We start from the raw sequence: 23,845 nt of genomic DNA on the forward strand, positions 1-23,845 counted from the left end.
CTATCATAATGAATTAAAATAGGAGGTAATATGATGAGTGAAGCAATTATTCATGGTATCATTCTTGCATTTGGACTTATCATTCCATTAGGTGTACAAAATGTTTTTGTCTTCAACCAAGGTGCGAGCCAACCAAACATTTGGAGGGCAGCACCCGTAGTATTAACTGCCTCTATATGTGATACGTTACTCATATTGATTGCAGTGCAAGGTGTCTCCTTTGTACTCCTTACTTTTTCTTGGCTAACTAACTCGTTATATATAATTGGATTTTTCTTTCTCCTATACATGGGCTTTGTTATTTGGAGAAGTAACCCTTCCAACGATGTAAAACAAGAAAAAAGTATGCGCTTAAAAAAGCAAATTCTTTTCGCAGCATCCGTTTCGTTATTAAATCCACATGCTATTTTAGACACAATCGGTGTAATTGGAACAAATTCTATTCAATACATAGGAAGTGAAAAATGGGCTTTCACACTTGCAACTATTATCGTTTCTTGGATTTGGTTTATAAGCTTAGCTTTAGCGGGGAAATTTCTAAAAAGAATAGACTCAACCGGAAAGACAATTTTATTATTAAATAAATTTTCTGGTCTCATCATATGGGGTGTCGCGCTTTATATGTTAAAACAAGTTATTTATTCTTAATGAACGAAAGAGAATTGCATGTTACTAAAAACATCATGCAATTCTCTTACAAATTATGAAGTAGGTTCCGGTTTCTGTTTTACCTTCTTTGCATCTTTTGCTGGTTTAATCCAAATGATTGCTATGACAGCACCAATGGCAGCGAAAATACTTGTCAAATAAAACACTTCATGGTCCGCCCCTTTCATGAAAAAAGAATATAAAGGTGGTCCAGCTGCTACACCGATAAATCGCATTGAACTATAAAATGACGTAACCGTTCCCCTTTGCTCCTTTTCAATTCCTTGTGTAATGAGGGCATCTAAACATGGGAGTGCCATACCAATTCCTATCCCCATAATAACGAGACAAAGAAGTAGTAAATAAATCCCTTTTATAAATAAAGGAATGATGACTGATGCAGCTGCCATTAAAAAACCAATATAAATACACTTCTTCATAACATTTTGATTATCTCCAATTTTTTTACCGGCCATATATGAACTAAGTGACAGTACAAGTAACGGGATAGCAAGCACACACCCTTTCCATATACCATGAATGTCATACTTTGATTCCAGTATAGTCGACAAATAAAAGAGAATTCCGAATAAAATAAGCATAATAATTGCACCTAATGCAAAAATGGCAATTAACCATCTTCCTTTTTCTCGAAACGTAGACAGAATAGATTTTATAAACTCTTTAAGTGGTGGTACTTCTCCTTCTTGTTTCTTTGCCTTTACTAGAACAAGTAACAAAACAATTGATATGACACATAAAACTGGAATCGCCCAAAATGGTAAGAACCATACAATGGCAGCAAGAGCAGATCCTAAAATAGGGCTCAGCACTTTTCCAAATGTATTGGATGTCTCAATGATTCCCAAGCCTGTACTAACTTGTTTTTCGTCTTTGTATAAATCACCAACACACGGTATAACAACCGGCATTGCACCAGCAGCACCAATACCTTGAATCGCTCTACCGATTAATATCCAAGTGTAGGGATTATCAACTTTCCAAGATACCCAACCAGTTATCGCTCCTCCTATAGCCGCAATCAGCAAACTCGGAACCATTACCATCTTTCGTCCCCATCTATCTGATAAATAACCAGCAATCGGTATAAGTAAAATGGCTACGATAGAGTAAATTGTAATAATCATGGATACTTGAAACGATGAAATATGTAATTTCTTTTCAATTGTCGGCAAGATTGGAATGAGCATTGAATTCCCTAATGTCATGACAAGTGGAACGGATGCAAGCGCAATTAAACAACAGTTTTCTTTTTTTAACATGTTGATTTCGGAACCTTTCATCATATATTTCTTACCATATAATAGCCCTGCTGGAACATAATTTTCATTCCACCAGGGCTATTACATCTTTAATACTTCCCATTCACAACAAAAGAAATTGGGTAAAATATAGTATTACTTCTATTCTTTGAATTCTGTTCGCAATATATTCATACCAATTAATTGAAAAAAAAAAGAAAGGAAGAATCCTTCCTTTCTCCTATAACCTTCTACATTTAGCGAGTATATCCGCCACCAAGCTGTTGTTCTGCCATCGCTACTAGGCGTTTTGTGATTTCACCGCCTACAGAACCGTTTGCACGTGAAGAAGTATCAGCTCCAAGTTGTACACCGAACTCTTGTGCAATTTCATACTTCATTTGATCTAAAGCTGCTTGTGCTCCATGTGATGCTAATTGATTAGAATTACGATTTCTAGCCATTACCAATCACCTCCTTATTTATATATAAATTGTGTTAAATTCAAATTAAAATACATGGAAATTTTTGGTTATTTCTTACCATAAAAAAAGAGCCTCTAAAACGAGACTCTAACATCATTTCACATTACGAAGTTACTACTTCTAATTTTCTATTTATTAATACTTTCATTTCTTCTTTTAATATCTCTTTTGAATTATGTCCAAACCATTCTAAGGAAGCAAAAAGATCCGTACCTCTCACTTCCTGAATAATCTCATCATAATTTACAATACCTTCAAATAACGGAACCATACCAATACGACTTCCTGCTGCAGCATATACATTATTAGGTTCAAACACATGCAAATAATCCGCTGAAGATATATTCTTAAAATGGTAATGTAGTGTCCACGGCTTTAATCGCTGGAAACTGTCTATTGGATCTGCGCCAGACTCCCATATATGAAGAAAATCAAGATTTATTTTTAAATTCGGATGATTTACTTCTTCTAATAGTTCTATAGTAGAAGGCAATGTGTCCGTTAGTGTATTGGGATGTGTTTCTAACAGCACATACATATTGTGCTGAGCAAACACATCACAAATCTTACGTATTCGCTTCACATACTCTTTTCTCTCTTGTTCCGAGAAGTCATTGCTCCCTTTTTGCCCAGCAAACGTGCGAATTTTATTCGTATTAAACCAATTAGCTAGTACTACAAGTTGTTCACTTTTCTCTATCGTTTTTTCAAAATCTGCTGATAATGATATATCTAAGTAATCACTTATCATCGTAATTTCTAAGTTTTTATCCTTTAGAAAATTCAATTCTCGTTCTGTCGTTTCACGTTCTTGCATGTACAAATTTTGTGCATGCGTCCCCCATAATTCAATTCCTTCAAAACCGTTTTCATATGCAAATTGAACAATATCAGTAAATGAAATTAATTGATGACGAAATGAAATGGTACATAGCGAATATTTCATAGTATTAAACTCCCCTATCTTAAATTCAGTTAGCTTATTAAAGAGTTGCGACAGATTGATTTGTTTTCATACCTTTCCATGATAGAAACTGTCTCTCTAATTCCTTCTTAATTTGCAGTTCAATTGCATTCATTTCATCCAGTTTTTCAATAATCGATACTAGCATACCTTTATTATTCGTCATTGCCATTTTAATTGCACGGTACTGTACATTTGTAAATCCTTGTACAATATCCTCTACCCGATCACACCAATAATCAAATTCTTGCTCCGAATATTGCAACGTTTCACGGAAGTATGCAAAGGCATGCTCATAACTATATTTACGAATTGCAAGTACTGGTATTTGTTTTACTGCTGCTACAAGTCCAGAAAGCGCATATCCTTCTTCCTCATTTGCCATTTTTACAATTAAATTTTTCAGTTCCATAGTCAGTTCATTGTCGTTCTTTTTGAATGTTTCTGTGAAATAATTAGCTACTGTTTCTTGCGTTGGCTCCCCAATTCCTTCTATATCAATGAAATAACCTCCACCAAATGGGTTATCTTGAATAGAGTGAAGTACTTTTTCTCTTTCCATATTTCCTTCCCAACGAAAATCAGGATCTAGCATGAACCACTCTTCTTCTTTCTCTGTTTTTAATATCATTAAATAATGTGGAAACGGTTTTTGATGAAATTTATTTTCCCTCTCTGGTAATAGAGACATATCAACCATTACAATGACATAACGATTTTCCGGCTTGTTTTCTACTAATTCTAAAAACGTTTCTACATTGCTATCTTTATCTTTTGCATGATCATACCATTCGTTTACTTTAATACCGTACAATTTTTCAAACCAAAGTAAATAATGATCATGGTTAATGTTTTCAGAGTGATATGAAATAATTCCGCCTTCTGTTATATCAAAATCTCCATCCCATAGTCCAAAATAAAATGGACGAAAATCAATGTCGCTACGCCTTTTTATAATTTCACAAAAACAACTCACTAAACAGTGCACTTTAATTGAAGTCATACTCTCATCCACTTTCCTAAAGGTTAGTTATTCACATTTACTTCCTGTAACGGCTGTAACTCCTCCATAAAATCAAGCAAAGATCCTACAGTAAGAAATGCCTTTGGATCTACCTCATCCTCTGGAACGCATAACTTTACATCCATTTCTATGTATACAATAAGCTGTAACATCATTACTGAATCTATATATAAATCTTGATTTAAGCGCATCGTTTCTTCTAAATGCGTTACATTTTTCAGTTCCATTTTTTCTATCATAATTTTTAATACGGCATTCTTTAACGCTTCCCGTCTCATGTTGTAACCTCTCCCATCTCTAGTAACTTTCTACTTACTTTTCCAGTTTTATTTTTAGGAATTTCATTTACACTTTCAATTTCATGCGGAACTTTATAAGAAGGTAAGTGCCGAATACACCATTCTCTTATTTGTACTGGATCAACATGAGAGATCACTTTCGCTTTAACTATTTCGCCCATCACAGGATGTTTCCCACGATATACAATTGCCTCTTGAACACCTTCCAATCGAAGCATCGTTTCTTCTACCTCTATAGGAAAGACTTTTAATCCTGAAACATTAATTACATCGTCCATACGCCCCATAAAATGAATGCCACGCTCAGATTTATAACCTAAATCTTTCGTGAAAATTTCCTTATCATTCATTTTCACGACGATTTCTTCCGGTGCATTTTCATCTGAACCTATGCTTATACTCGCATGAGGTAGAGGGTTTCCTAAATCTAAATGGCTCTTCATATCATGACATATACTAATACAACCTGCTTCAGAACAACCGTATTGCTGCATCATATATGTTGTCATTTTTTTTAGTTTATAAAATAGTGCTTCTGGCAAAGGCGATCCTGATGTCATAATTTTATGAAACTGGAACGTTCCTAATGGAAAACTCCCCATAATGTGTAACATAAGTGGTACTGCATATATAATATGTTTTTCTGTATTGCGAACTATATTTAATGCGAATTTAGGATTTTTGTTCGTAATGATTACAGGCTTGCTCCCCCTCGTAATTGCTGATAACGTACCACATATTAGTCCGTATGAATGTGAAACAGGAGCCATAACGATTGGCACTTCATCTACTTCACAGTTTAAAGCTTCATTATAGGCAGTAATTTCTGTATCAACTTCCGTCCATGCTCTACGAATCAGTTTCGGTTCTCCCGTAGTTCCCGAACTATATTGCAATAAAGAAGGCTCTTCTAGTAAAAAGTTCTCTACTTCTAACTTTGTAAAATCGCCATATTCTCCATATAAAACTCCTACACAATTTGCACGCTTTGCCATTTCAATAGCCGTTTCGTTTGGCGTATCTTCATGTATAAGTAATACTGATGATTTCTTTTCTTTTAAGAAAAACACAAGCGTAATAATATCGAATGGATCTTTCAGACAAAGTGCAAATCTATTTCCTTCTGCTTCTTGAAATTGTTCCATTTCCTCATAAACTTGTAATCTCAATTCAAAATCACTTTTGCTATACTCTTGTTTATTAATGATTAGCATAATTTCCCCCTGTAACAGCTGATTTTTGTTTCATAAGTTGTCTTACTCTATACAATGGATTTGGAACTTCATGAACAAGCGATTCCACATCCATATATAATCGACGTTTCGTTAATTGTTCAGCATAGAATGTAGGTGCATATAATTGAATATTTTCAAATCTACCTTTCAAATGTGGATATATTCTTAAATGATTTTCAATTTCTTCAACAACCATCATCCAAAAATGTTCTTCTTTCAATCCATATTCATCCGCAAGTACGAATGCTAATTCTCCTAAATTAAACAGGAATAGTGCATCTAACACCATCTCTTGCAAACATTCAATGCCATCCATTTCAAAGAAATCATTCATTTTTCCATTCGCATATGTTTTATGCATTTTAGTAAAGTCGGGACATTTGTCAACTTCTTTCAAATATGGACGATAAAACTCAAGCCCTTCATGAAAATCCTTTAACGCAATACGAACAGGCACCCCTTCTTTATGAACTAGAATCATATTTTGTCCATGTGATTCCAGTGCGATGCCATGCTCTACAACAAGATGTATAACTGGTATTATCGCTTTTTGAATAAGTAATTGTAGCCAATCCTTCATTCCATATTTATTCAACCACGCATCAATAATTGGTGTACCATCTTTCTCTTTAGCGTATAAACCATTAAAAGGAATTGCATCCTCTTGTGCATCTAAATACTTATGAACGCTTTCGCGCCAAATACATCCTAATGAACCATATATAGCTTTCTTATTCGTGTCATACGTTACACTTGAAAACTCACTTAACAAGATTAAACGTGCTTCATCCATTAAATAGGCGTCATTACTTACAACATCATTTAACCAATTTGATATTACTGGTGCACTCACAACAGAGTATGGTTTCAGCGTACGAAGTGTTGAAGTGTTGAGTAAATTCATCGATAACTTAACGTACGGTTTCTTTGGACTACTAATATTTCTTAACGTTCTCATTGACTGTTGCGCGCAATAATCGTCCTCTGATGTTCCTAAATAAATAATAAATTTACCCTGTATATGATCCGCATAATTTGAAATGATGAAATTCTCCCACTGCCATGGGTGAACAGGTATAAGCACGTACTGTTTTGGATTACATCCCTTATTACGAATTCGTTCCATAAACTCTTCTAATTTACGATCGCCAATCTCCTCTTTTAAAAGGTTGTTATACATCACTTCATTCTCATAACCTACAGCCGCATAATTCTTATGCGCTGCAATCCATATGAGTTTTATTGGCTGCATAAATTCATAACCATATTGAAAATTGTCACGATATTGAAATCCAACACGTGCTTTATAACTAGGGTGATATGGATGGCCGTCTATTAATTGACTTTCAAACTCATCGTAAGATTTTTGAGTGTATTCTCTCTTATTATTTCTTTCATATTGTGCAATCGTGTCTTTAAATATTGTTTGTTCTAATTCGTGCATAAAAGAATCTAATTTAGCTTGTTCTACACTAGTAACCCGAAAAACTTCTTCTAGAAATTGCGAGACAGATTGTATTTCTTGCTGTTCATCTTGGACTCTTACTATTAATGAGTCTAACGAAATACGTCCAAATGTCATCCGTTCCCTGCCATAGCATTTGTACGTGACACTTTTGTCTTCTTCATCATGTCCTTGTATTATAAAAAGAATTTGTTCTTCTTTTTCTATGCGAACCGGTGTAATAATCCCCTCATAAATTAACGATTCTACTAATTGACGTAGCACTCTTCTTCGTACTGAAATGTAATCTTCTGATTCGAGCGCCTTCAATACTTTCGTATGATACATGTCCACTCTCATAAAACCCTCCACCTTATGACAAAATACCATTATTTGTATTACGTGAAATTTTAACTCTATTTATGAACGAACAGCCACTTCTCTAACGAGTGGATTATGTACTTGCACATAGATTGCTTGCTCTAATGGATTACTTAACTCATCGACATCGAAAAATCTCGTTAGTAAATTTGCTTTACACGCTAACTTATCTTCGTCCAATAATTCTCTTAAAAATGTAGAAGGTTCCCGGTTATATGGAAGGAATGATTCAAGTACAGACCTTAATTCCGAAAGAAGAATTTCCTCCTTAATTAATCCTGCTGTGCCAAAACCATTAATGAGGCCAAACATATGATTGAAAATTAAGTAGTAACGAAATCTCTCATCCACAATATAGTCGTCATATAAATTTCCAGTACGTTCTCCAATACCAGCTAATTCATTATTAAGCATCTCTTTCATTGAATTACAGAAATAAAATCCTTGATTATCACGGAAATAATATTTGACCGGATAACCATCTTTTAGCTGAACAACACTATTTTGCTGATGAGCTTCTAATGCAACACCATACTGTAAATACATCCATACCATTGGCTTTAAAGAAATATTCATATATCGTCTAAACCACTCTAAGCTTACTTCTTCACAGCTTTTACTTTCTAAATCTGCTAGACGATGAATAATATTCGATAACCGCGTACGCTCTCCAGGTATAGCGTCTTGAACTAGTCCAGCAATTAATGTTGCGTCATTTGCATGTTCACTATAAAAAGGGTTCTCGCGAATAATCACTTCAAATCCAGATTCTTGTGTTCCATAATTTAATGTAATAAAGGCTGGATCACAAATAAAATCAAATCCTGGAAATCTTTCTCGTACTTCACCAATAGCCGTATTTAACATTTCCTTCCCTTCAAGACCACTCTCAAGTTCTTTCAGTTTATTAATACGCATTGAATTCGTTACTTTCACCGGAAATGAAAACTTAAGCATATACTTCGAATCGGGATGATATAGCGTCCTTAGTGATGATGTTGCCATATAATACTTACCTACAGGACCAATATACTCAAGCAATTCTTGAACTATCCAATCTTGTACGTAAGCTTGATGCAAGAGCCATTCTGCCTGAAGCGGATGAATTGGAATTAATGCATATTGATCTTCCTTACAGTACTTCGCTATAAATTCCTTACTAACCATCTCATCATTACTTAATTCTTCTTTTATAATCATTGTTGTAGAATCTGATAATAATGATTTTTCATTTACTATACTTTTATGTGCCCGAAAATAATGAAGCTGACATTCTCCTTTTAATTCTGGAGAATACATTGCACTTTTCCAATCCAATATCCCCTGTCTACTCTTTGGTGTAGGATGAGTTAAATGCCCAAATAATAAAGACTGCTCCGCTTCTATAAAAGTTGTATGAAAACCGTATAATGCGGATGTATCTTCTATTCTCTCTTTTGTAAATTCCTCAATATTTTGACAACTACGGATAACTCGAAGCATAAGTTCCGCAGGATTCGTTCCTTCTCCGTAGTTGATAGACATCTCTTTTATTAAAAACGTAATAACTGTAACGTAATCTGCTGTAATAACAGAATTACTATCTCCAATTTGATAATAAAATTGTTCTCCAAACAAATGGCGATCTGTTGATGATTTATATATAACTTCTCCATACAAAGTAACGTTCTGTGCCGATAGCCGACAACATAAATATGTGGGGACTGTATCTCTATTCAACGTATTACTGAAGATACTTTTCATTCTTTCATCCTCTGTAATCCATTCTCCACTCCCTGTTTCTCTTAAATAACAGTTTAAAAAGCTTTGTAATGTTGCATGTTCTGCGATTTGTTTCGCATGCTGCATGTTGGTCCTCCTCTTTATATTAACGCTATGAGAATTTCATATTACAATTGATAATTGATAATTGAACATCGTTATCAATTATGATTCTAATTGATAATGATATTCAATTCAAGAGTATATTTCAGAATTTTTTTATGAAATTAAATTTTTCTTTTTTTCTTTCTTTTCTTTAATCTAGTTAAAAGTACACTAGAAAAATTCTTGCCTTCAAACTAATTACCTACTATTTTTTATTAATCCATTTTTTGATGGATTAATAAAAAGGTACACCAAATGAGGTATACCTTTCCCTACGATATATTTACATAATATTATTATATGTATCAATCTATATAGCTGTTTGTTTTTGTAACAAATTCAAATCTCTCCAACAATACGCTGTTTCTTCTCTCCTTACTCTCTCTAAAAATTTCGTATCAATTTTTTCAGGGTTAAATTTTTCATAAAACTTTTTAGAAGGATTATTCGTAACAATCCAAACTAAAAGTGATTGCATATTATTGTTTATACAATCCGATAATAAAGCTTGAAATAACTTTTGTCCTATTTTCATTCCTTGATACTCTTGTAAAAGGTAGATTGCATATAATTCTCCATCACAATTATATGTGCCAGTTCTTTCTACTCCCCCATCGATGAATCCAACTATTTCTCCACTTAAATTCTCTGCTACAAATCTAAATTGATGATTACCTTCTTTTTGAAACATATCTTCCCATTGTTTTTCTCGTTTCTCATATGCTATATTATCTAGAATTTCGTCAGCAAATATACCTTTATAAGTTGTTTTCCAACTATCAACATGCACCTTTGCTATACCTGGTATATCATCCTTTATTGCTCTTCTAATATGTATTCCCATCATTTCTCCCTCTTGTTACTCATCATTATATCAATTTCATTCCTTAAAAATCCAAATAAAAAAGAGTGAATTTGAACTGCACCCCAATTGTTAGACACAGTCTAACAATTGGAGGTGCAGTTTTTCTATGGCTAAATTTACAGCTGATGAAAAAATACAAATCGTTCTACGTTATTTGAACGGAAATGAAAGTTATCGAGAAATGGGTAAATCGATTGGTATAAGTGACACAATTATTTTGAATTGGGTAAACCAATATAAACAAAATGGTATAGAAGCTTTTCTAAAACGATGTACAAATTACACACAACAATTTAAACTAGACGTACTAAACTTTATGATTGAAAACGGTATGTCCTTATTTGAGACGGCAGCTATCTTTAACATTCCTGCCCCTTCAACGATTTCTGTTTGGAAAAAACAGCTCGAAACACAAGGAATTGATGCCCTTCAATCAAGGAAAAAGAGGCGTCCATCCATGAAAAAAGAGTCAAATAAACAATCAAAACAAGCACCAGTTGAAATTTCAGTCGAAGCACTTGAAGTACGTATTAAACAGCTTGAAATGGAAAATGAGTACTTAAAAAAGTTGAATGCCTTAGTTCAAAACAAGGAAAAATGAAGGTGTTATGGCTACCGTCGCATTCGTGATGAGTTAACGAATAGTGGTCAGAAAGTGAATCACAAGAAGGTTCTGCACATTATGAAAGAGCTTGGATTAAAGTGGGTTGTACGTATGAAAAAATATAAGTCTTATGAAGAGAAAACCGGTAAAATGACACCAAATATTTTAGCGCGTAGTTTTCATGCAGATGCACCGAATCAAAAATGGGTAACAGAAATTTTTTGGAGAGAAACTTTATTTATTACCTGTATTAGACTTGTATAATGGTGAAATTATTACCTATACAATAGGCTCTAGACCGACGTATTCACTTGTTTCAGAAATGTCAGAGAACGCATTAGAACGTTTGCTTGAAAATCACCAACTATTGATGCATTCAGATCAAGGGTGGCATTACCAAATGAAACAATATGTCCGTACTCTTGAATCAAGAGGTATTGTGCAGAGTATGTCTCGAAAAGGCAACTGTTATGACAACGCAATAATGGACAATTTCTTCGGGATCATGAAGTCGGAATTCCTCTACATAAAAGAGTTTGAAAGTGTAGAACATTTTAAAATAGAATTAAAAAAATATACAAATTATTATAATACGAAACGGATAAAGACAAGATTAAAAATGAGCCCGGTGCAATACCAGACTCACTTTTATCAAGCTTCCTAATGAAATAACCATGTTTAACTTTTAGGGGGCACTTCAAATCCTCAAAAACTTCTGCTTGTTTTTTGGTAACATCCTGGTTTTTTTCAATAACTTTCTGATACTGTTCATTCTTTTTTACATAGTCAAAAGCATCCACGCGAATAACGCTGCGAATGCTCCCCGTTAAGAGCTCTTTTAAATAAACTTTTCACATTATTCCTTTAATTACTAACCCTAAAATCCCTGCTGTGACTGCCCCGATAATAATTCGTAAAATCCAAACTGTATTTAAACTGATTTTTTCCAATTGCTTATTAACTGTAGAAATGTCTTTTTCATTTATCGTTGTACGCATCTCTACATTTCTTATTTCTCGCATGATTTCTTTTTGGTTCAAGGTCAACTCCTCTATTTTTTTCTTGATATCTTCCATGTTTCCACATCCCTTGTTCTAATTAACTACGAAGCATCTAGATATATTATTCTATAAGTGGACAAGATGTTCTTATTCAAAGAGATTATGTGGAACCTTTATTTATAATCAGATTTAAAGATTGTGATTCCTTCTCATGTAAGTACGCACATATTAAAACGAATACCAGACTTAGCCATTCGCTTTAATATTCTTCGCTCCTGGATCTTCCGGTACATGAATTTAAAAATAAGAAAAAGAAAATAAAGGATAAAACTATACATCAAAATTTGTAATATGTTTGGCATTTCTGGTAGATTAGACACTTCGCTCCACCTCTTTAATTGGTTTCATTTTCTTTGGTTGGGCTATTTCTTTTGCCTGTTGCTCATTCACTTGTTTCTTCCGGACATCGTTCCAATCCTTTTCATTTGTTGGAATATCCTCTTGAAGGTCTACAAAGCATTTCATTGTCTGAATGAAGTCTTTCCCAGGTTTATCATTATCAACTGCCATAATGACCTCTTTAATATCGTGCCCTTCTTTTTTCGCATCCATTAAAGATTGAATTACTGTTTTTGACTTCAATCCATGCATAGAAACCAGGCGAGCGTTTTGTATCTTATTTTGTTTGATACTCCAATGAGATAACATGTCGATTGGATCTTCATAAAAATAAATCTTATCCGGTTTACCTACATCAACCGTAAAACCGGCATTGATTTTTTCATAATTCGGGACAATTTGCTTAAAGCTTCCTCTTTTATTCTCCATTTTGACCGTACCTTGATGAGGTGGTACAGTAAAACTGGAACACAGTATAGAGATAAATTATTCTATATAAGAGGTGTTTCAGATGAAAAAACAGTATGATGAAACGTTTAAAAAACAATGTGTTGAATTGGTAATCAAAGAAGGGCGTACAATTTCCAGTATTCAAAGAGAATTTGATCTAGGACATGGGACTCTTAATTCATGGATAAAAAAATATTCTTCTCCACTTTTAGATAGTAAGGGAACTGATATGGCAGAACTACGTTCTTTACGAAGAGAAATCCAGGCATTAAAAAAGGAAAATGAATTTTTAAAAAAGGCGGCAACCTTCTTTGCCAAAAACCAAAACTAACACGTTTTCAGTTTATCAAACAATATCACCACATATTTGGAGTGCGCTGGCTTTGCTATCGATTACAAGTGTCTGCGAGTGGTTTTTACGACTATTTTCATCGTAAAGCCACTGAAGGTCAGAAACAACGTAAAAAGACAGCGGCTTATATTGTCATGCAATTTAAACGTTTAAAAGGTAGAATGGGGTATCGAAAACTGTACCGTTATCTTATAAATAGAGATGTTATGGTGAGCTTATCTCAAGTAAGACAAGCTTTATGTCGAGCTGGATTAAAGTCAAAAGTTGTCACGTATTATAAAAAAAGAAAGCAAGACCATTATACATTCCCAAATGTACTAGAGCGCTCCTTTAAACCTGGTAAGAAAGACGTTCCAACAGTTGTATGTGATATTACAGAATTTCGTTTAGTAAATGGATTGAAAGTGTATTTTTGTGCTGCATTAGACATTAGCACCCGGCGGGTGCTTGGTTACTCTTTGGATACTCACCAAGATGCGCAATTAGTAAAGGACACAATTCAGCAAGTTAAAAATGTTTATGGAAGTCACAAAAAGATTTTATTTCATAGTGATCAAGGATCCCAGTTTGCCAGTTATACAGTTACTGATTTTTGTAAGCAACAAAAGATTCAACAAAGTATGTCCCGCAAGGGGAACTGTTGGGATAACGCTGTGATCGAATCATTTTTTAGCATCTTTAAACGTGAATGTTTGCATGGAGAAAAACTGATTTCTCTCGCTCAAGTAACTCAGTTAGTAGCTGAATTTATTTATATGTATTACCATTCCATTCGTCCGCACTCATCATTAAATGGAATAACTCCGTATCAGTATTCAAAATCAATTGCATAATCTATTTCATGTTCCAGTTTTTCTTGACCAGGTCAAAGAAACCGTAGAAGGTTTGGCATATAGATCATGCTCTGCCAGACTTACTGTCATGACGAAAGAGTTTGATTCAAAGAAGTGGATCGTATTGCGATTCAGTCTTCTGTTTACAACCTTTAGGAGGGATTTAAGATTAAAAGATTTCACCATCTTATCAGATAAAACAATCTATAAAAATCTGAAGTTTTTTCAATCATTAGGAGAGAAGTTGACAAAAACACAGCGTATTTTCCCTAGAGAAAAGAATGGATCTTTTCGCTGGAATAAACAGCGAGTAAAGGTAGCTAAAATGTATAAATACAAGGCGAGTGCTAGAAAAGATTAATTGGACAAAATCTTAACTAAAATTATCCAAAACCACGGTGTTATCGATATAGAGGATTTGCAAATATCAAATATATTACAAAAATATAAATTAGCAAAAGCGAGTTGTACGATATCATGGTCAAAGTTTCGAACTATGTTGGCGTATAAAGAAAAAATGGTAAGGAAAACATTTATTTCAAACCAATTATGTTCTTGTCAAAACACAGACGTACAAAATATAAACCTACATAAATGAGACTACCCTTCTTGTCTTCCAAATCATAATAGAACCCTTTTACTTAGGAATCTCTCTGTTCTAACCGGAGTGAAACCGAAGGTAGTTCAGATATTGAATTATATTTTTAAAATTTCCAATTTATAAAGGTAAATTGACTACTAATCAAAAAATATAATGTTTTTTGTGCGTCTGTCCAAGCAGGATTATGATATGCTCATATAAATAAAATGAATATACAAATTCTAATAGTATGTTCGGAAACGCCTCTTTGTTAATAGCAAGTTGTTTGAAGGTTAGAAAAATTTAATGAATAAGGAGAGATTATCATGCCCTATTATGGATATGGTGACGGTTTTTGTAAAGTATATGGTTTATTTCAAGGAGATAAAATCCAAGTATTTTCAGGTGGAAGAATTATGGGGACAGGTTCATTTATTCGTGTAGAAGGCCCTATATTAGTTTGGGTTGATAGAAATGCAAATATGAATTTCACTGATTTACGAGTAAGCAGTGTACGTAAAATAACAGGCGGATGTTGTCCGGATAATGATGTAGATGTAGTTGTTAATGATTTTTAGAAAGTCGTCTTATACGTGGATGTATCATATTTATTTTTGTTAATTATAACGATTGTAAATCGATTGCCACTTATAAAATTTCGCATTAGTTAAAATGCCCATACCTCCACAAGGGTTTCTTTTTGGACCCTTGTTTTTCTTTCTCTAAATCGTGGATAACTCTATCATACTCATTTTAATTTTTCCAGGCATCTTTGTTTCAACTTAATGGCTCGAAAGCTACCTGTTCCCTTTAAAATTAAATATTTATAATTATCCTCTCCTAAATTTAAGCAACAATTTATAGCCTCTAGGGCCTCCTGATATTTTTTTAGATAAAATAGAATATTAGCTTTTATAAAATATAAATCCACATAATCTGGATAAATTTGGATCGCCAAATCTATACCACGCCAGCCCTTTTCAATATTACCTGATTCCATAATAATTGTATACTTTAATCGATATGCTATTGCAGGTGGTAAAGTTTCTTGCGCAAGAAATTTCAAAATTGCTTGGTTTATAAAATAAAATGCTTTTTCATAATCTTTTACACCATAATGTTCGGATGCCATATGATATTCAATCCATGGGGTATGATTTTGAATTTCTAACTCATTTTTAAGTATTTCTAAATTACGTTTTTTTTTTTTTACTTGTCACTCTTGAATTGAGGTATCCATAGTGTTTAATAGGGGTATTGAGAATTCCATATTGAGAAAAGTTCGGAGGAATACATAACGTCTCATGAATCTTATTTTGAAATCTGAGCTCAGCACCATTGCAAAACAATCTTGGCTGAAAAATCTGATAAATATTATTTTCTGCAACCGTATTTCCAACATAGTTTAGTATAGGTAAATAAAACAACTGTTCTTTTTTTTCATCTAAACTATCTTTTAAATTACTAATTCCATTTCCATCAAATTCCTCGTCTGCATCTAAACATAGTATCCATTTACTTTTTGCTAGTTGAATACTAAAGTTTCTTGCTTCAGAAAAATTATAGTTCCAAAGAAACTGATAAATATTTTTGGAGTATTGTTTGCAAATATCAATGGTACGATCACTGCTACCTGTATCAACAATAATAATCTCGTCTACTAGCTCCTTAATACTATTTAAACACCTTTCAATACTTTCTTCTTCATTTTTTACAATCATGCATAAAGAAATGGTGTTTTTTTTCAACGTTATTTCCCCTTTCATAATATGAATATTTTTTATTCGTGTTATATAAATATCGGAGATTCGTCCGCAATCTTACATCTATATTCAATTCTATTAGTAAATTAATTATTTTATTGCTGAATCCGTCTCCAAGCATTAAATGCAGTTGAGTTTACCCAAGGTGGACTAGCATGAATATTGTTAATTTTTTTTTGTATTTGATTCACGTTAAATAAAGTTTGATTTAATAAAGTTTGCAGTAACAGTTTACATCTTTTGTAGTATCGTGGTTCTAAAAGCTCATAAGTTTGTACGTATTTATAAATATATCTCAAAAAAGCTTGTATATTTTTTGAAAAATGTATAAATTGAGGATTAATCAAAATATTATACTTAACATCTTGCTGTATTTCGTTAATTTTTATGTTAAGATGATTAAATAAACTATGAAAAAGCCATAAAGATTCATATAATCTCTTATTTATCACTATATGCATATTCCTGCAACAGGATACGTGTTGCAATTGACTTAATATTTTTTTGAGTAATGCACAATGTTGTTCAATATAAAAAAGATAATGTTCTAAAATGGAATTTATGAATGTTTTTGTGTTAAATAAGCTCTCATTAACCATTTTCACCTCTCCCCATATATAAATTTGTTTCTTATTAGAATAAATTTAACAAATTAATGTTTACATGTGTTGAAATTTACCTATTCTCCACCAACATTAGTCAAGAACACTATTTTTAAATTTGTATATTAGCCAATACTACATAAAAATCGGCGAGAAATGCACTATATCTTTTGTAAAAAAATACATCTCAAAAATTCTATATAGACATTACAATAAAAACTAAAAATATTAGCTTGGAATATTTACCCATAATTATTCCTTATAGTTTATTATTTTCACAATTACATTTTTTGGAAATTTTATTACAATTTTGTTTACAACAGTTTTTCTTACAACGACAACCTTGCAAAGTACTTTTCTCACATACACAGGTACATCTATGCTCACATTCAGCTATAGAATTAACTTCTTCTAATTTCAATTGTAATAACATTTGAGACTTAACAATAGTCCTTAACGTATCATTGACACTTTTATTCATTGCTATATATTTAGAGACATCTAAATGTTTTATTTTTAAAAAATGTTGTAATTTTTCACCCTCAGCATTTAATATGTGCGATAAACCAATTTCCTCCATCGCAATGGAAGACAATAATAAATTAATTGCTTCATGACGCGTTAAAGAAATACATGGCGTAATATTAGGGATATTGGGAAGTGACATATAATCCTCCTTCTTAACAAAATGCTATCAGTAATTCTTATTTATCTTATGTTTTATTTTTAGGTAAGTTCTTTCAATCGTATGACTAATTATTCCTTATTTTTAAAGTATACGTTTATGACGTTAATGATGAATCAATTACACAAATAAATTTCCGCTAACAAATCCTTTACTTCATAGAGATACTCTCATGTTAAAATTTTAAGTTTTTTTCCTGCTAATAATTTTATATTTTCTTCTTATTTAAGCTACCATTAAACTATTTTTGGGTGAACACAAACTTCATGCTTTGTATAACATAAATGAAAACGAAGTTTAAGATACCACTTCGTTTTCACAGCATTTGCTAATAAAATTATTGCTAATTACATATAATTTAAATAATATTCAAATCGTGTTTTAATCGCACGTACATTACCAAAAGAAGCTTCAAAAACAAAATGACGAACTTACATTTTCACTTAACCTAATTTATAATAACAGGCATTGTTATAAATAAAATTCCCTGGATTCCAATGAGTAAAATCTAATCTAGATTGTCTTTATATTTTTGTAATTTCTGTCGAAAAATTCTTATACTTTGTATAAGAAAATCTAATTCATCTTCACTCACTGTTTCCCCATCTAAACTAAGAGCGTAATTTTTAGCTTCTAAGTTATCCTCTAGAGAAATTTTTTTTATATTATTTAAATTAGATACAATTAATAAATCTGTTATCTCAATTTTATAAACATCAGCAATTTTTGAAAGTAATTCTAAAGAAGGAGTATATACTCCCCGCTCTACTTTAGAAAGGTTACTGTAGTCATAATCGATTTTTTCAGCCAATCCTTGTAGTGTATCACCAAATTTTTTGCGCACTTCTTTAATTCTAACCTCCATCAATTAAACCTCCTTCCTCTACTGAAATTTCAATTCTACTTACTCTCATAAGTAGATAGGGTTTATATGAATGATAACTTATAAGCAATATATAATTCAAATGTTAATTTACACATTATGACCTGGTCAAGAAAAACTGGAACATGAAATAGATTATGCAATTGATTTTGAATACTGATACGGAGTTATTCCATTTAATGATGAGTGCGGACGAATGGAATGGTAATACATATAAATAAATTCAGCTACTAACTGAGTTACTTGAGCGAGAGAAATCAGTTTTTCTCCATGCAAACATTCACGTTTAAAGATGCTAAAAAATGATTCGATCACAGCGTTATCCCAACAGTTCCCCTTGCGGGACATACTTTGTTGAATCTTTTGTTGCTTACAAAAATCAGTAACTGTATAACTGGCAAACTGGGATCCTTGATCACTATGAAATAAAATCTTTTTGTGACTTCCATAAACATTTTTAACTTGCTGAATTGTGTCCTTTACTAATTGCGCATCTTGGTGAGTATCCAAAGAGTAACCAAGCACCCGCCGGGTGCTAATGTCTAATGCAGCACAAAAATACACTTTCAATCCATTTACTAAACGAAATTCTGTAATATCACATACAACTGTTGGAACGTCTTTCTTACCAGGTTTAAAGGAGCGCTCTAGTACATTTGGGAATGTATAATGGTCTTGCTTTCTTTTTTTATAATACGTGACAACTTTTGACTTTAATCCAGCTCGACATAAAGCTTGTCTTACTTGAGATAAGCTCACCATAACATCTCTATTTATAAGATAACGGTACAGTTTTCGATACCCCATTCTACCTTTTAAACGTTTAAATTGCATGACAATATAAGCCGCTGTCTTTTTACGTTGTTTCTGACCTTCAGTGGCTTTACGATGAAAATAGTCGTAAAAACCACTCGCAGACACTTGTAATCGATAGCAAAGCCAGCGCACTCCAAATATGTGGTGATATTGTTTGATAAACTGAAAACGTGTTAGTTTTGGTTTTTGGCAAAGAAGGTTGCCGCCTTTTTTAAAAATTCATTTTCCTTTTTTAATGCCTGGATTTCTCTTCGTAAAGAACGTAGTTCTGCCATATCAGTTCCCTTACTATCTAAAAGTGGAGAAGAATATTTTTTTATCCATGAATTAAGAGTCCCATGTCCTAGATCAAATTCTCTTTGAATACTGGAAATTGTACGCCCTTCTTTGATTACCAATTCAACACATTGTTTTTTAAATGTTTCATCATACTGTTTTTTCATCTGAAACACCTCTTATATAGAATAATTTATCTCTATACTGTGTTCCAGTTTTACTGTACCACCTCAAAATGAATAAAAGTAACGAACAGAAAAAGGGCGCTCATAAGAGCGTTTTTTCTGTTTGTAGAATTCTAAACATATTTTATTTTTCAATATACATAGAAAGTATAATTGTACATGTATATGGGTGTCCTGTTTTATTTATTCCTTTCACATCAATTATAAGATTGTATATATCCGATTGCTCTATATGCTGTAACGTAGCAGATAAAATATTTGTATCTACTTGTCGAAATCCATCAGATTATGAACTCAGTGTAGCTGTCCAATGAACAACGCGAATCATAATAGAGACCACCTCCGCTTCAACAGTTTTTTATCAAAAGATGGGATTTTTAATTTTGCTTTATTAGCGGGTATTTTCAAATGGAAAGGTGCTTATTGTTGATACCGTACCATCATTAAATAGGCATCTTTACCTTCCGTGTTCATACGTATCTGCCAGTCTCCCACTTTCATACTTTTTAGTTGAAACATATGAATGAAAACCCCTTTAAAAAGATATTATGACCCTTTGTTACTAATGTATCTTGTTTATTATAAACCTTCCCTGATGAGGAAATAAGTTGTATCTCTACCTGTTTACTCGTTATTAAAATTAATACGGTTCCTGTTTTTAACGTATCTACAGAAAACATTGTGCCATTTTCTTAATGGGGAATCAGTTCTACACCTAAAATCGTTTGGTTTTCTGTCGTTCCTAACTCTGTATAGGGCTCACTCATAGAAGGAAAGGAAGATGTTGACTGCACTTCCTTTCCGAATGGAATCATGGTCTAATGTAACATCAGAAAAAAGGTGGATAGCGTACGGCATAAGTAAAAAGCAAAAGCTTGATAGCCATTATTAATGTTTTTGAGGTTTTACCTAATATTGAAATCATTCAAGCCAATGGACACGATTCACAGTTTACACATAGTGATTATAATCCTATGAGTACTGTGTTTACGGGGATTCAAATCCATTGGAATTACATTAAAGGCTCAAACGAATCAATTGGAAAAAATGAGGTTTGTAGCAGTTGTTGATTCAGGTGTTCAGAGCACACATCCTAATTTAAAGATAAGATAAACCTCGGTTATGATTATGTACGAAATAATATGGTTGATGTTTAAATAATGTAATTCCTTTTACGTCGAAAAAGAGAAGTCTGGAATGTAAATTTCCCCTTTTTTGGCTCACATATACACATACTTTTACTTTTTGAACAATTTTGTCAGACTACGGAAAACATTGTAGTTTTTTATATAAAGAAAATAACAGGAATAAACAGAGTATTTCACGTATATCTTAAAATGGTGATAACAACCCAAAAAATTCCATTTACACAAAAAAATATGTTTATAATACCAATAAAACATATAAAGTTCTGAGTTTCTTCACCGTCTCGAAAAGAGAGTATGCTATATCAAATCCATTTTTATAGGGGGGTATTTTATGAATTCATTACAAGAACAATCCATTATTCCTTATAATGTACTGGTAAGCCCGCCAAGGGGCACTGCAGGGAGTCAATTTGGTGATTTTGAGGACCTTATTACTTCCCTAAAAGAAGCATGGGTGGAATTTCAAAAAACAGGTAGTGACAAATTATTAACAACGGTTCTACAGAACGGATTCTCAGCAGCGAGTGGGGGAAGCTTCAATTATCTAGCAGTTTTACAAGCTGGTATAGGAATATTAGGAACAGTTTTAGGCGCTGAAATTCCTGGCGTTGCTGTTGCAGCACCAATTCTCAGCATGGTGATTGGTTGGTTGTGGCCACACAGTAGTAAAGATGATACTCAACAATTGATTAATTTGATTGATGCAGAAATTCAAAAACAGTTGAATCAAGCCTTATCTAATCAGGATAAAAATAATTGGCAGGGGTATTTGAATGCTATTTTTACATTAGCGAGCGAGGCAGCGGACACCGTAGTCGATGCGCAGTTTACTGGCGTACAAGGAGATCAAAACAGACAACCAAGACAACCAAGCCCTTCAGATTATGTAAATGTTTATAATGAACTTGTTGCGGCTAATTCCGCTTTTATTATCGCCCTAAGTCAAATGGTCACTGGAAATTTTGACACGCTTGCGATACCTTTCTTTGTTATAGGAGCAACTGTACAATTATCAACGTATCAATCTTTTATCCAGTTTGCAAATAAATGGATTAATGTAGTGTACCCAGATCAAACACAAGGTGATGGGCTTACACAAAAACAAAATCTAGTTAGAATAAAAGGAATCATGCGGACAGCTATTCATGACAACACACAAAAAGTGTTTGATGCTTTTAAATCGGGGATGCCTTCATTAGGATCTGATAAAGCTTCGATCAATGCCTACAATGTATATATTCGAGGAATGTTGTTAAACGGCTTAGATATGGTTGCAACATGGCCTTCCATGTATCCTGATGATTATACTTCTCAAACAGAATTAGAACAAACACGTGTTATTTTTTCAGATATGGTTGGACAGGATCAAATCAATAATGGGACTACGACTATTCATAATATTTTTGATAGCAATGGTTATCAACATCAACCCATCAACCTGAATGATATCTCGTATTTTCCAGGAGAATTACAGTACATTCGAACGAAAACATACAACCCTAATAATGCTTGTTACCCCTATGGACTTTATTTAGATTATACAAATAATAAGACGTACCGCTACGGGGATAATGATCCGGGAAATAACACCAGCTGGGATCATCGTGCGATTGCCCCTGTCCAGACAATTAATGCGATTACTCAAAATACTCGTTATGTAGATGCGGAAAGCTTATCGACAGAAAATGCTGACTTAGCAGGTTGTGCTACACCTGGTTATTGTAATGCTGCGACGTGTACACCGGGAAGCTATTGTGTAAATGGAAGTTCTGGATATGCAGCGAGTTGTAATACTCCGTTACCGAATCAAAAAATAAATGCACTATACCCTTTTACACAAACAAATGTGTCGGGAGCATCTGGGAAATTAGGAGTAATGGCGAGTTTCGTTCCCTATGGTCTAAGTCCAAACAATGTTTTTGGTACAATCGATCCTGATACACTAAATATCGTTGGAAAAGGGTTTCCGGCAGAAAAGGGATTTCTTACGAATGGGAACCGTCCTGTAGTGGTAAGAGAATGGGTGAATGGTGCGAATGCTGTAAACCTTACTCCGGGAAATACTTTGTTGATAACAGCAACAAACTTAACAGCGGGAAAATATAAAGTTCGTGTACGTTATGCAAACGCTGGTACAACTACTGCATCTTTAACGCAAAGTGTAGTAGCAAATGGTGGCCAGATTCAAGGTGGTGGATGGGGATTTAAAAGTACTACAGATGCCAATATACAAGCAAACTTCCCAAATCAAGTATATGTATCGGGACAACAAGGAAATTATGTAGTCCAAGACATCTCATGGCCTACAGGTGGCGGATCTGGTGATCCTCTTACTTTACCTTCAGGAAATGTGGTAGTAGCACTTACCTTACAGCCACAGGAAACAAACACACAAGTATTTATCGATCGCATTGAGTTGATTCCATTTTTGGATCCGGATGCATTTACTCTTAGTCCTTTACAAACTAAAACTATTTGGAGCGGAGAGTTACAGTATAAATCATATGTAGCCGGTAGTTCTTCTACGGATCAGATACCTCCTGAAATACAGCCACTACAAGTGTGGTATGTAAGACAAGGGCAATGGATAGCAAATCGAGTATTGAACCAGGGATACGCAGACCCATCAGGATTTGATGCAATCATATTATATAATAATCCTCATGATTATAGTTTAACAATAACAGGTAGTGCAAAAGCCTATTTAGGTACGGACCAGCCACCTACTAACTAATGTTTCAGACTTTGAATTTCGACATTCCTAGCAAATGATATTTGGGTGATTTTCAATTTTT

General features: G+C 33.4%; 22 protein-coding genes and 5 pseudogenes. 7 read left to right on the forward strand and 20 right to left on the reverse strand.

Annotation, left to right across the window (positions count from 1 at the left end; genetic code table 11):
* Positions 1-33 precede the first annotated feature (33 nt).
* Entirely contained in the window at positions 34-648 is a 615-nt protein-coding gene (locus F3I02_RS02000; RefSeq protein ID WP_196477508.1) for a LysE/ArgO family amino acid transporter, read from the forward strand.
* Between the two features lie 53 nt (positions 649-701).
* Here the strand turns inward: F3I02_RS02000 and bcbE are convergent, their stop codons facing one another.
* The 9 genes from bcbE to F3I02_RS02045 form a co-directional block, all read right to left on the reverse strand.
* Positions 702-1,931: a bacillibactin exporter BcbE gene (gene bcbE / locus F3I02_RS02005; RefSeq protein WP_002181649.1), complete on the reverse strand. Its 1,230-nt coding sequence runs from the start codon at positions 1,929-1,931 to the stop codon at positions 702-704.
* 236 nt (positions 1,932-2,167) lie between these two features.
* A complete protein-coding gene (locus tag F3I02_RS02010; protein ID WP_000113545.1) occupies positions 2,168-2,374 on the reverse strand; it encodes an alpha/beta-type small acid-soluble spore protein in 207 nt (68 codons plus the stop codon).
* Positions 2,375-2,498: 124 nt separating this feature from the next.
* The gene (locus F3I02_RS02015; protein WP_000877688.1) at positions 2,499-3,341 is read right to left on the reverse strand and encodes a sugar phosphate isomerase/epimerase family protein; all 843 of its coding nucleotides are present in this window, start codon (positions 3,339-3,341) and stop codon (positions 2,499-2,501) included.
* Positions 3,342-3,378: 37 nt separating this feature from the next.
* A complete protein-coding gene (locus F3I02_RS02020) occupies positions 3,379-4,362 on the reverse strand; it encodes a DUF6005 family protein (RefSeq protein ID WP_196477509.1) in 984 nt (327 codons plus the stop codon).
* Between the two features lie 23 nt (positions 4,363-4,385).
* On the reverse strand, positions 4,386-4,661 hold the full coding sequence (asbD, locus tag F3I02_RS02025; RefSeq protein ID WP_001250562.1) for a petrobactin biosynthesis protein AsbD: 276 nt from the start codon (positions 4,659-4,661) through the stop codon (positions 4,386-4,388).
* Positions 4,658-5,896 carry an AMP-binding protein gene (locus F3I02_RS02030; RefSeq protein WP_000905504.1) on the reverse strand — a complete coding sequence of 413 codons (1,239 nt, stop codon included), beginning with the start codon at positions 5,894-5,896 and terminating at the stop codon, positions 4,658-4,660. The genes asbD and F3I02_RS02030 overlap by 4 nt, the downstream gene beginning before the upstream one ends.
* Positions 5,883-7,721: an IucA/IucC family protein gene (locus F3I02_RS02035; RefSeq protein ID WP_046945374.1), complete on the reverse strand. Its 1,839-nt coding sequence runs from the start codon at positions 7,719-7,721 to the stop codon at positions 5,883-5,885. Before F3I02_RS02035 ends, F3I02_RS02030 begins: the two co-directional genes overlap by 14 nt.
* A gap of 60 nt (positions 7,722-7,781) precedes the next feature.
* Positions 7,782-9,590, reverse strand: a complete 1,809-nt coding sequence (locus F3I02_RS02040; RefSeq protein WP_046945375.1) for an IucA/IucC family protein — start codon at positions 9,588-9,590, stop codon at positions 7,782-7,784.
* Positions 9,591-9,918: 328 nt separating this feature from the next.
* Positions 9,919-10,455, reverse strand: a complete 537-nt coding sequence (locus F3I02_RS02045) for a GNAT family N-acetyltransferase (RefSeq protein ID WP_196477510.1) — start codon at positions 10,453-10,455, stop codon at positions 9,919-9,921.
* 124 nt (positions 10,456-10,579) lie between these two features.
* Between F3I02_RS02045 and F3I02_RS02050 the strand changes: the two are divergent.
* Positions 10,580-11,741 (forward strand): annotated as a pseudogene (locus F3I02_RS02050) (IS3 family transposase).
* Between the two features lie 34 nt (positions 11,742-11,775).
* Here F3I02_RS02050 and F3I02_RS33690 read toward each other — a convergent pair.
* From F3I02_RS33690 to F3I02_RS02065, 4 genes and pseudogenes are all read right to left on the reverse strand, one after another.
* A pseudogene (locus F3I02_RS33690) lies at positions 11,776-11,903 on the reverse strand (BhlA/UviB family holin-like peptide); the annotation flags it as partial.
* A gap of 25 nt (positions 11,904-11,928) precedes the next feature.
* Positions 11,929-12,153 carry a hypothetical protein gene (locus tag F3I02_RS02055; RefSeq protein WP_196477511.1) on the reverse strand — a complete coding sequence of 75 codons (225 nt, stop codon included), beginning with the start codon at positions 12,151-12,153 and terminating at the stop codon, positions 11,929-11,931.
* A 155-nt stretch (positions 12,154-12,308) separates the two neighbouring features.
* Positions 12,309-12,458: pseudogene (locus tag F3I02_RS02060) on the reverse strand (restriction endonuclease); the annotation flags it as partial.
* A pseudogene (locus F3I02_RS02065) lies at positions 12,451-12,921 on the reverse strand (toprim domain-containing protein); the annotation flags it as partial. The pseudogenes F3I02_RS02060 and F3I02_RS02065, both read right to left, overlap by 8 nt.
* Positions 12,922-12,988: 67 nt before the next feature.
* On the opposite strand from F3I02_RS02065, the gene F3I02_RS02070 reads away from it, so the two are divergent.
* The 4 genes and pseudogenes from F3I02_RS02070 to F3I02_RS02085 all read left to right on the forward strand — a co-directional run bounded on the left by F3I02_RS02070 (position 12,989) and on the right by F3I02_RS02085 (position 15,270).
* The gene (locus F3I02_RS02070; protein ID WP_230876755.1) at positions 12,989-13,258 is read left to right on the forward strand and encodes a transposase; all 270 of its coding nucleotides are present in this window, start codon (positions 12,989-12,991) and stop codon (positions 13,256-13,258) included.
* A complete protein-coding gene (locus tag F3I02_RS02075; protein ID WP_196477652.1) occupies positions 13,213-14,112 on the forward strand; it encodes an IS3 family transposase in 900 nt (299 codons plus the stop codon). The genes F3I02_RS02070 and F3I02_RS02075 overlap by 46 nt, the downstream gene beginning before the upstream one ends.
* Before the next feature lie 160 nt (positions 14,113-14,272).
* Positions 14,273-14,707, forward strand: a pseudogene (locus F3I02_RS33695) (transposase); the annotation flags it as partial.
* A gap of 311 nt (positions 14,708-15,018) precedes the next feature.
* Entirely contained in the window at positions 15,019-15,270 is a 252-nt protein-coding gene (locus F3I02_RS02085) for a hypothetical protein (RefSeq protein WP_196477513.1), read from the forward strand.
* A 170-nt stretch (positions 15,271-15,440) separates the two neighbouring features.
* On the opposite strand, the gene F3I02_RS02090 is transcribed toward F3I02_RS02085, so the two are convergent.
* From F3I02_RS02090 to F3I02_RS34305, 7 genes are all read right to left on the reverse strand, one after another.
* Complete coding sequence (locus tag F3I02_RS02090) at positions 15,441-15,824, reverse strand: hypothetical protein (RefSeq protein ID WP_196477514.1); 384 nt, start codon at positions 15,822-15,824, stop codon at positions 15,441-15,443.
* A gap of 61 nt (positions 15,825-15,885) precedes the next feature.
* Complete coding sequence (locus F3I02_RS02095) at positions 15,886-16,440, reverse strand: glycosyltransferase family 2 protein (protein ID WP_196477515.1); 555 nt, start codon at positions 16,438-16,440, stop codon at positions 15,886-15,888.
* 876 nt (positions 16,441-17,316) lie between these two features.
* On the reverse strand, positions 17,317-17,724 hold the full coding sequence (locus F3I02_RS02100) for an alpha-helical endospore appendage domain-containing protein (RefSeq protein ID WP_196477516.1): 408 nt from the start codon (positions 17,722-17,724) through the stop codon (positions 17,317-17,319).
* 526 nt (positions 17,725-18,250) lie between these two features.
* The gene (locus tag F3I02_RS02105; RefSeq protein ID WP_078401364.1) at positions 18,251-18,607 is read right to left on the reverse strand and encodes a helix-turn-helix domain-containing protein; all 357 of its coding nucleotides are present in this window, start codon (positions 18,605-18,607) and stop codon (positions 18,251-18,253) included.
* A gap of 153 nt (positions 18,608-18,760) precedes the next feature.
* Positions 18,761-19,660 carry an IS3 family transposase gene (locus F3I02_RS02110; RefSeq protein WP_196477652.1) on the reverse strand — a complete coding sequence of 300 codons (900 nt, stop codon included), beginning with the start codon at positions 19,658-19,660 and terminating at the stop codon, positions 18,761-18,763.
* On the reverse strand, positions 19,615-19,884 hold the full coding sequence (locus tag F3I02_RS02115; protein ID WP_230876755.1) for a transposase: 270 nt from the start codon (positions 19,882-19,884) through the stop codon (positions 19,615-19,617). Before F3I02_RS02115 ends, F3I02_RS02110 begins: the two co-directional genes overlap by 46 nt.
* A gap of 710 nt (positions 19,885-20,594) precedes the next feature.
* Positions 20,595-20,717 carry a hypothetical protein gene (locus F3I02_RS34305; RefSeq protein WP_269061754.1) on the reverse strand — a complete coding sequence of 41 codons (123 nt, stop codon included), beginning with the start codon at positions 20,715-20,717 and terminating at the stop codon, positions 20,595-20,597.
* A 664-nt stretch (positions 20,718-21,381) separates the two neighbouring features.
* On the opposite strand from F3I02_RS34305, the gene F3I02_RS02120 reads away from it, so the two are divergent.
* Positions 21,382-23,784, forward strand: coding sequence for an insecticidal delta-endotoxin Cry8Ea1 family protein (locus F3I02_RS02120; protein WP_196477517.1), 2,403 nt, complete (start codon positions 21,382-21,384; stop codon positions 23,782-23,784).
* Positions 23,785-23,845 lie beyond the last annotated feature (61 nt).

It is taken from the genome of Bacillus sp. SRB3LM, from assembly GCF_015712745.1.
GTDB lineage: Bacteria > Bacillota > Bacilli > Bacillales > Bacillaceae_G > Bacillus_A > Bacillus_A thuringiensis_K.

Coding starts and splice junctions, on each gene's coding strand:
- F3I02_RS02000 (WP_196477508.1), top strand. CDS start 34: ATGAGTGAAGCAATTATTCATGGTATCATTCTTGCATTTGGACTTATC.
- bcbE (WP_002181649.1), bottom strand. CDS start 1,931: ATGTTAAAAAAAGAAAACTGTTGTTTAATTGCGCTTGCATCCGTTCCA.
- F3I02_RS02010 (WP_000113545.1), bottom strand. CDS start 2,374: ATGGCTAGAAATCGTAATTCTAATCAATTAGCATCACATGGAGCACAA.
- F3I02_RS02015 (WP_000877688.1), bottom strand. CDS start 3,341: ATGAAATATTCGCTATGTACCATTTCATTTCGTCATCAATTAATTTCA.
- F3I02_RS02020 (WP_196477509.1), bottom strand. CDS start 4,362: ATGACTTCAATTAAAGTGCACTGTTTAGTGAGTTGTTTTTGTGAAATT.
- asbD (WP_001250562.1), bottom strand. CDS start 4,661: ATGAGACGGGAAGCGTTAAAGAATGCCGTATTAAAAATTATGATAGAA.
- F3I02_RS02030 (WP_000905504.1), bottom strand. CDS start 5,896: ATGCTAATCATTAATAAACAAGAGTATAGCAAAAGTGATTTTGAATTG.
- F3I02_RS02035 (WP_046945374.1), bottom strand. CDS start 7,721: ATGAGAGTGGACATGTATCATACGAAAGTATTGAAGGCGCTCGAATCA.
- F3I02_RS02040 (WP_046945375.1), bottom strand. CDS start 9,590: ATGCAGCATGCGAAACAAATCGCAGAACATGCAACATTACAAAGCTTT.
- F3I02_RS02045 (WP_196477510.1), bottom strand. CDS start 10,455: ATGATGGGAATACATATTAGAAGAGCAATAAAGGATGATATACCAGGT.
- F3I02_RS02055 (WP_196477511.1), bottom strand. CDS start 12,153: ATGGAAGATATCAAGAAAAAAATAGAGGAGTTGACCTTGAACCAAAAA.
- F3I02_RS02070 (WP_230876755.1), top strand. CDS start 12,989: ATGAAAAAACAGTATGATGAAACGTTTAAAAAACAATGTGTTGAATTG.
- F3I02_RS02085 (WP_196477513.1), top strand. CDS start 15,019: ATGCCCTATTATGGATATGGTGACGGTTTTTGTAAAGTATATGGTTTA.
- F3I02_RS02090 (WP_196477514.1), bottom strand. CDS start 15,824: ATGGCATCCGAACATTATGGTGTAAAAGATTATGAAAAAGCATTTTAT.
- F3I02_RS02100 (WP_196477516.1), bottom strand. CDS start 17,724: ATGTCACTTCCCAATATCCCTAATATTACGCCATGTATTTCTTTAACG.
- F3I02_RS02105 (WP_078401364.1), bottom strand. CDS start 18,607: ATGGAGGTTAGAATTAAAGAAGTGCGCAAAAAATTTGGTGATACACTA.
- F3I02_RS02115 (WP_230876755.1), bottom strand. CDS start 19,884: ATGAAAAAACAGTATGATGAAACATTTAAAAAACAATGTGTTGAATTG.
- F3I02_RS34305 (WP_269061754.1), bottom strand. CDS start 20,717: ATGATTCCATTCGGAAAGGAAGTGCAGTCAACATCTTCCTTTCCTTCT.
- F3I02_RS02120 (WP_196477517.1), top strand. CDS start 21,382: ATGAATTCATTACAAGAACAATCCATTATTCCTTATAATGTACTGGTA.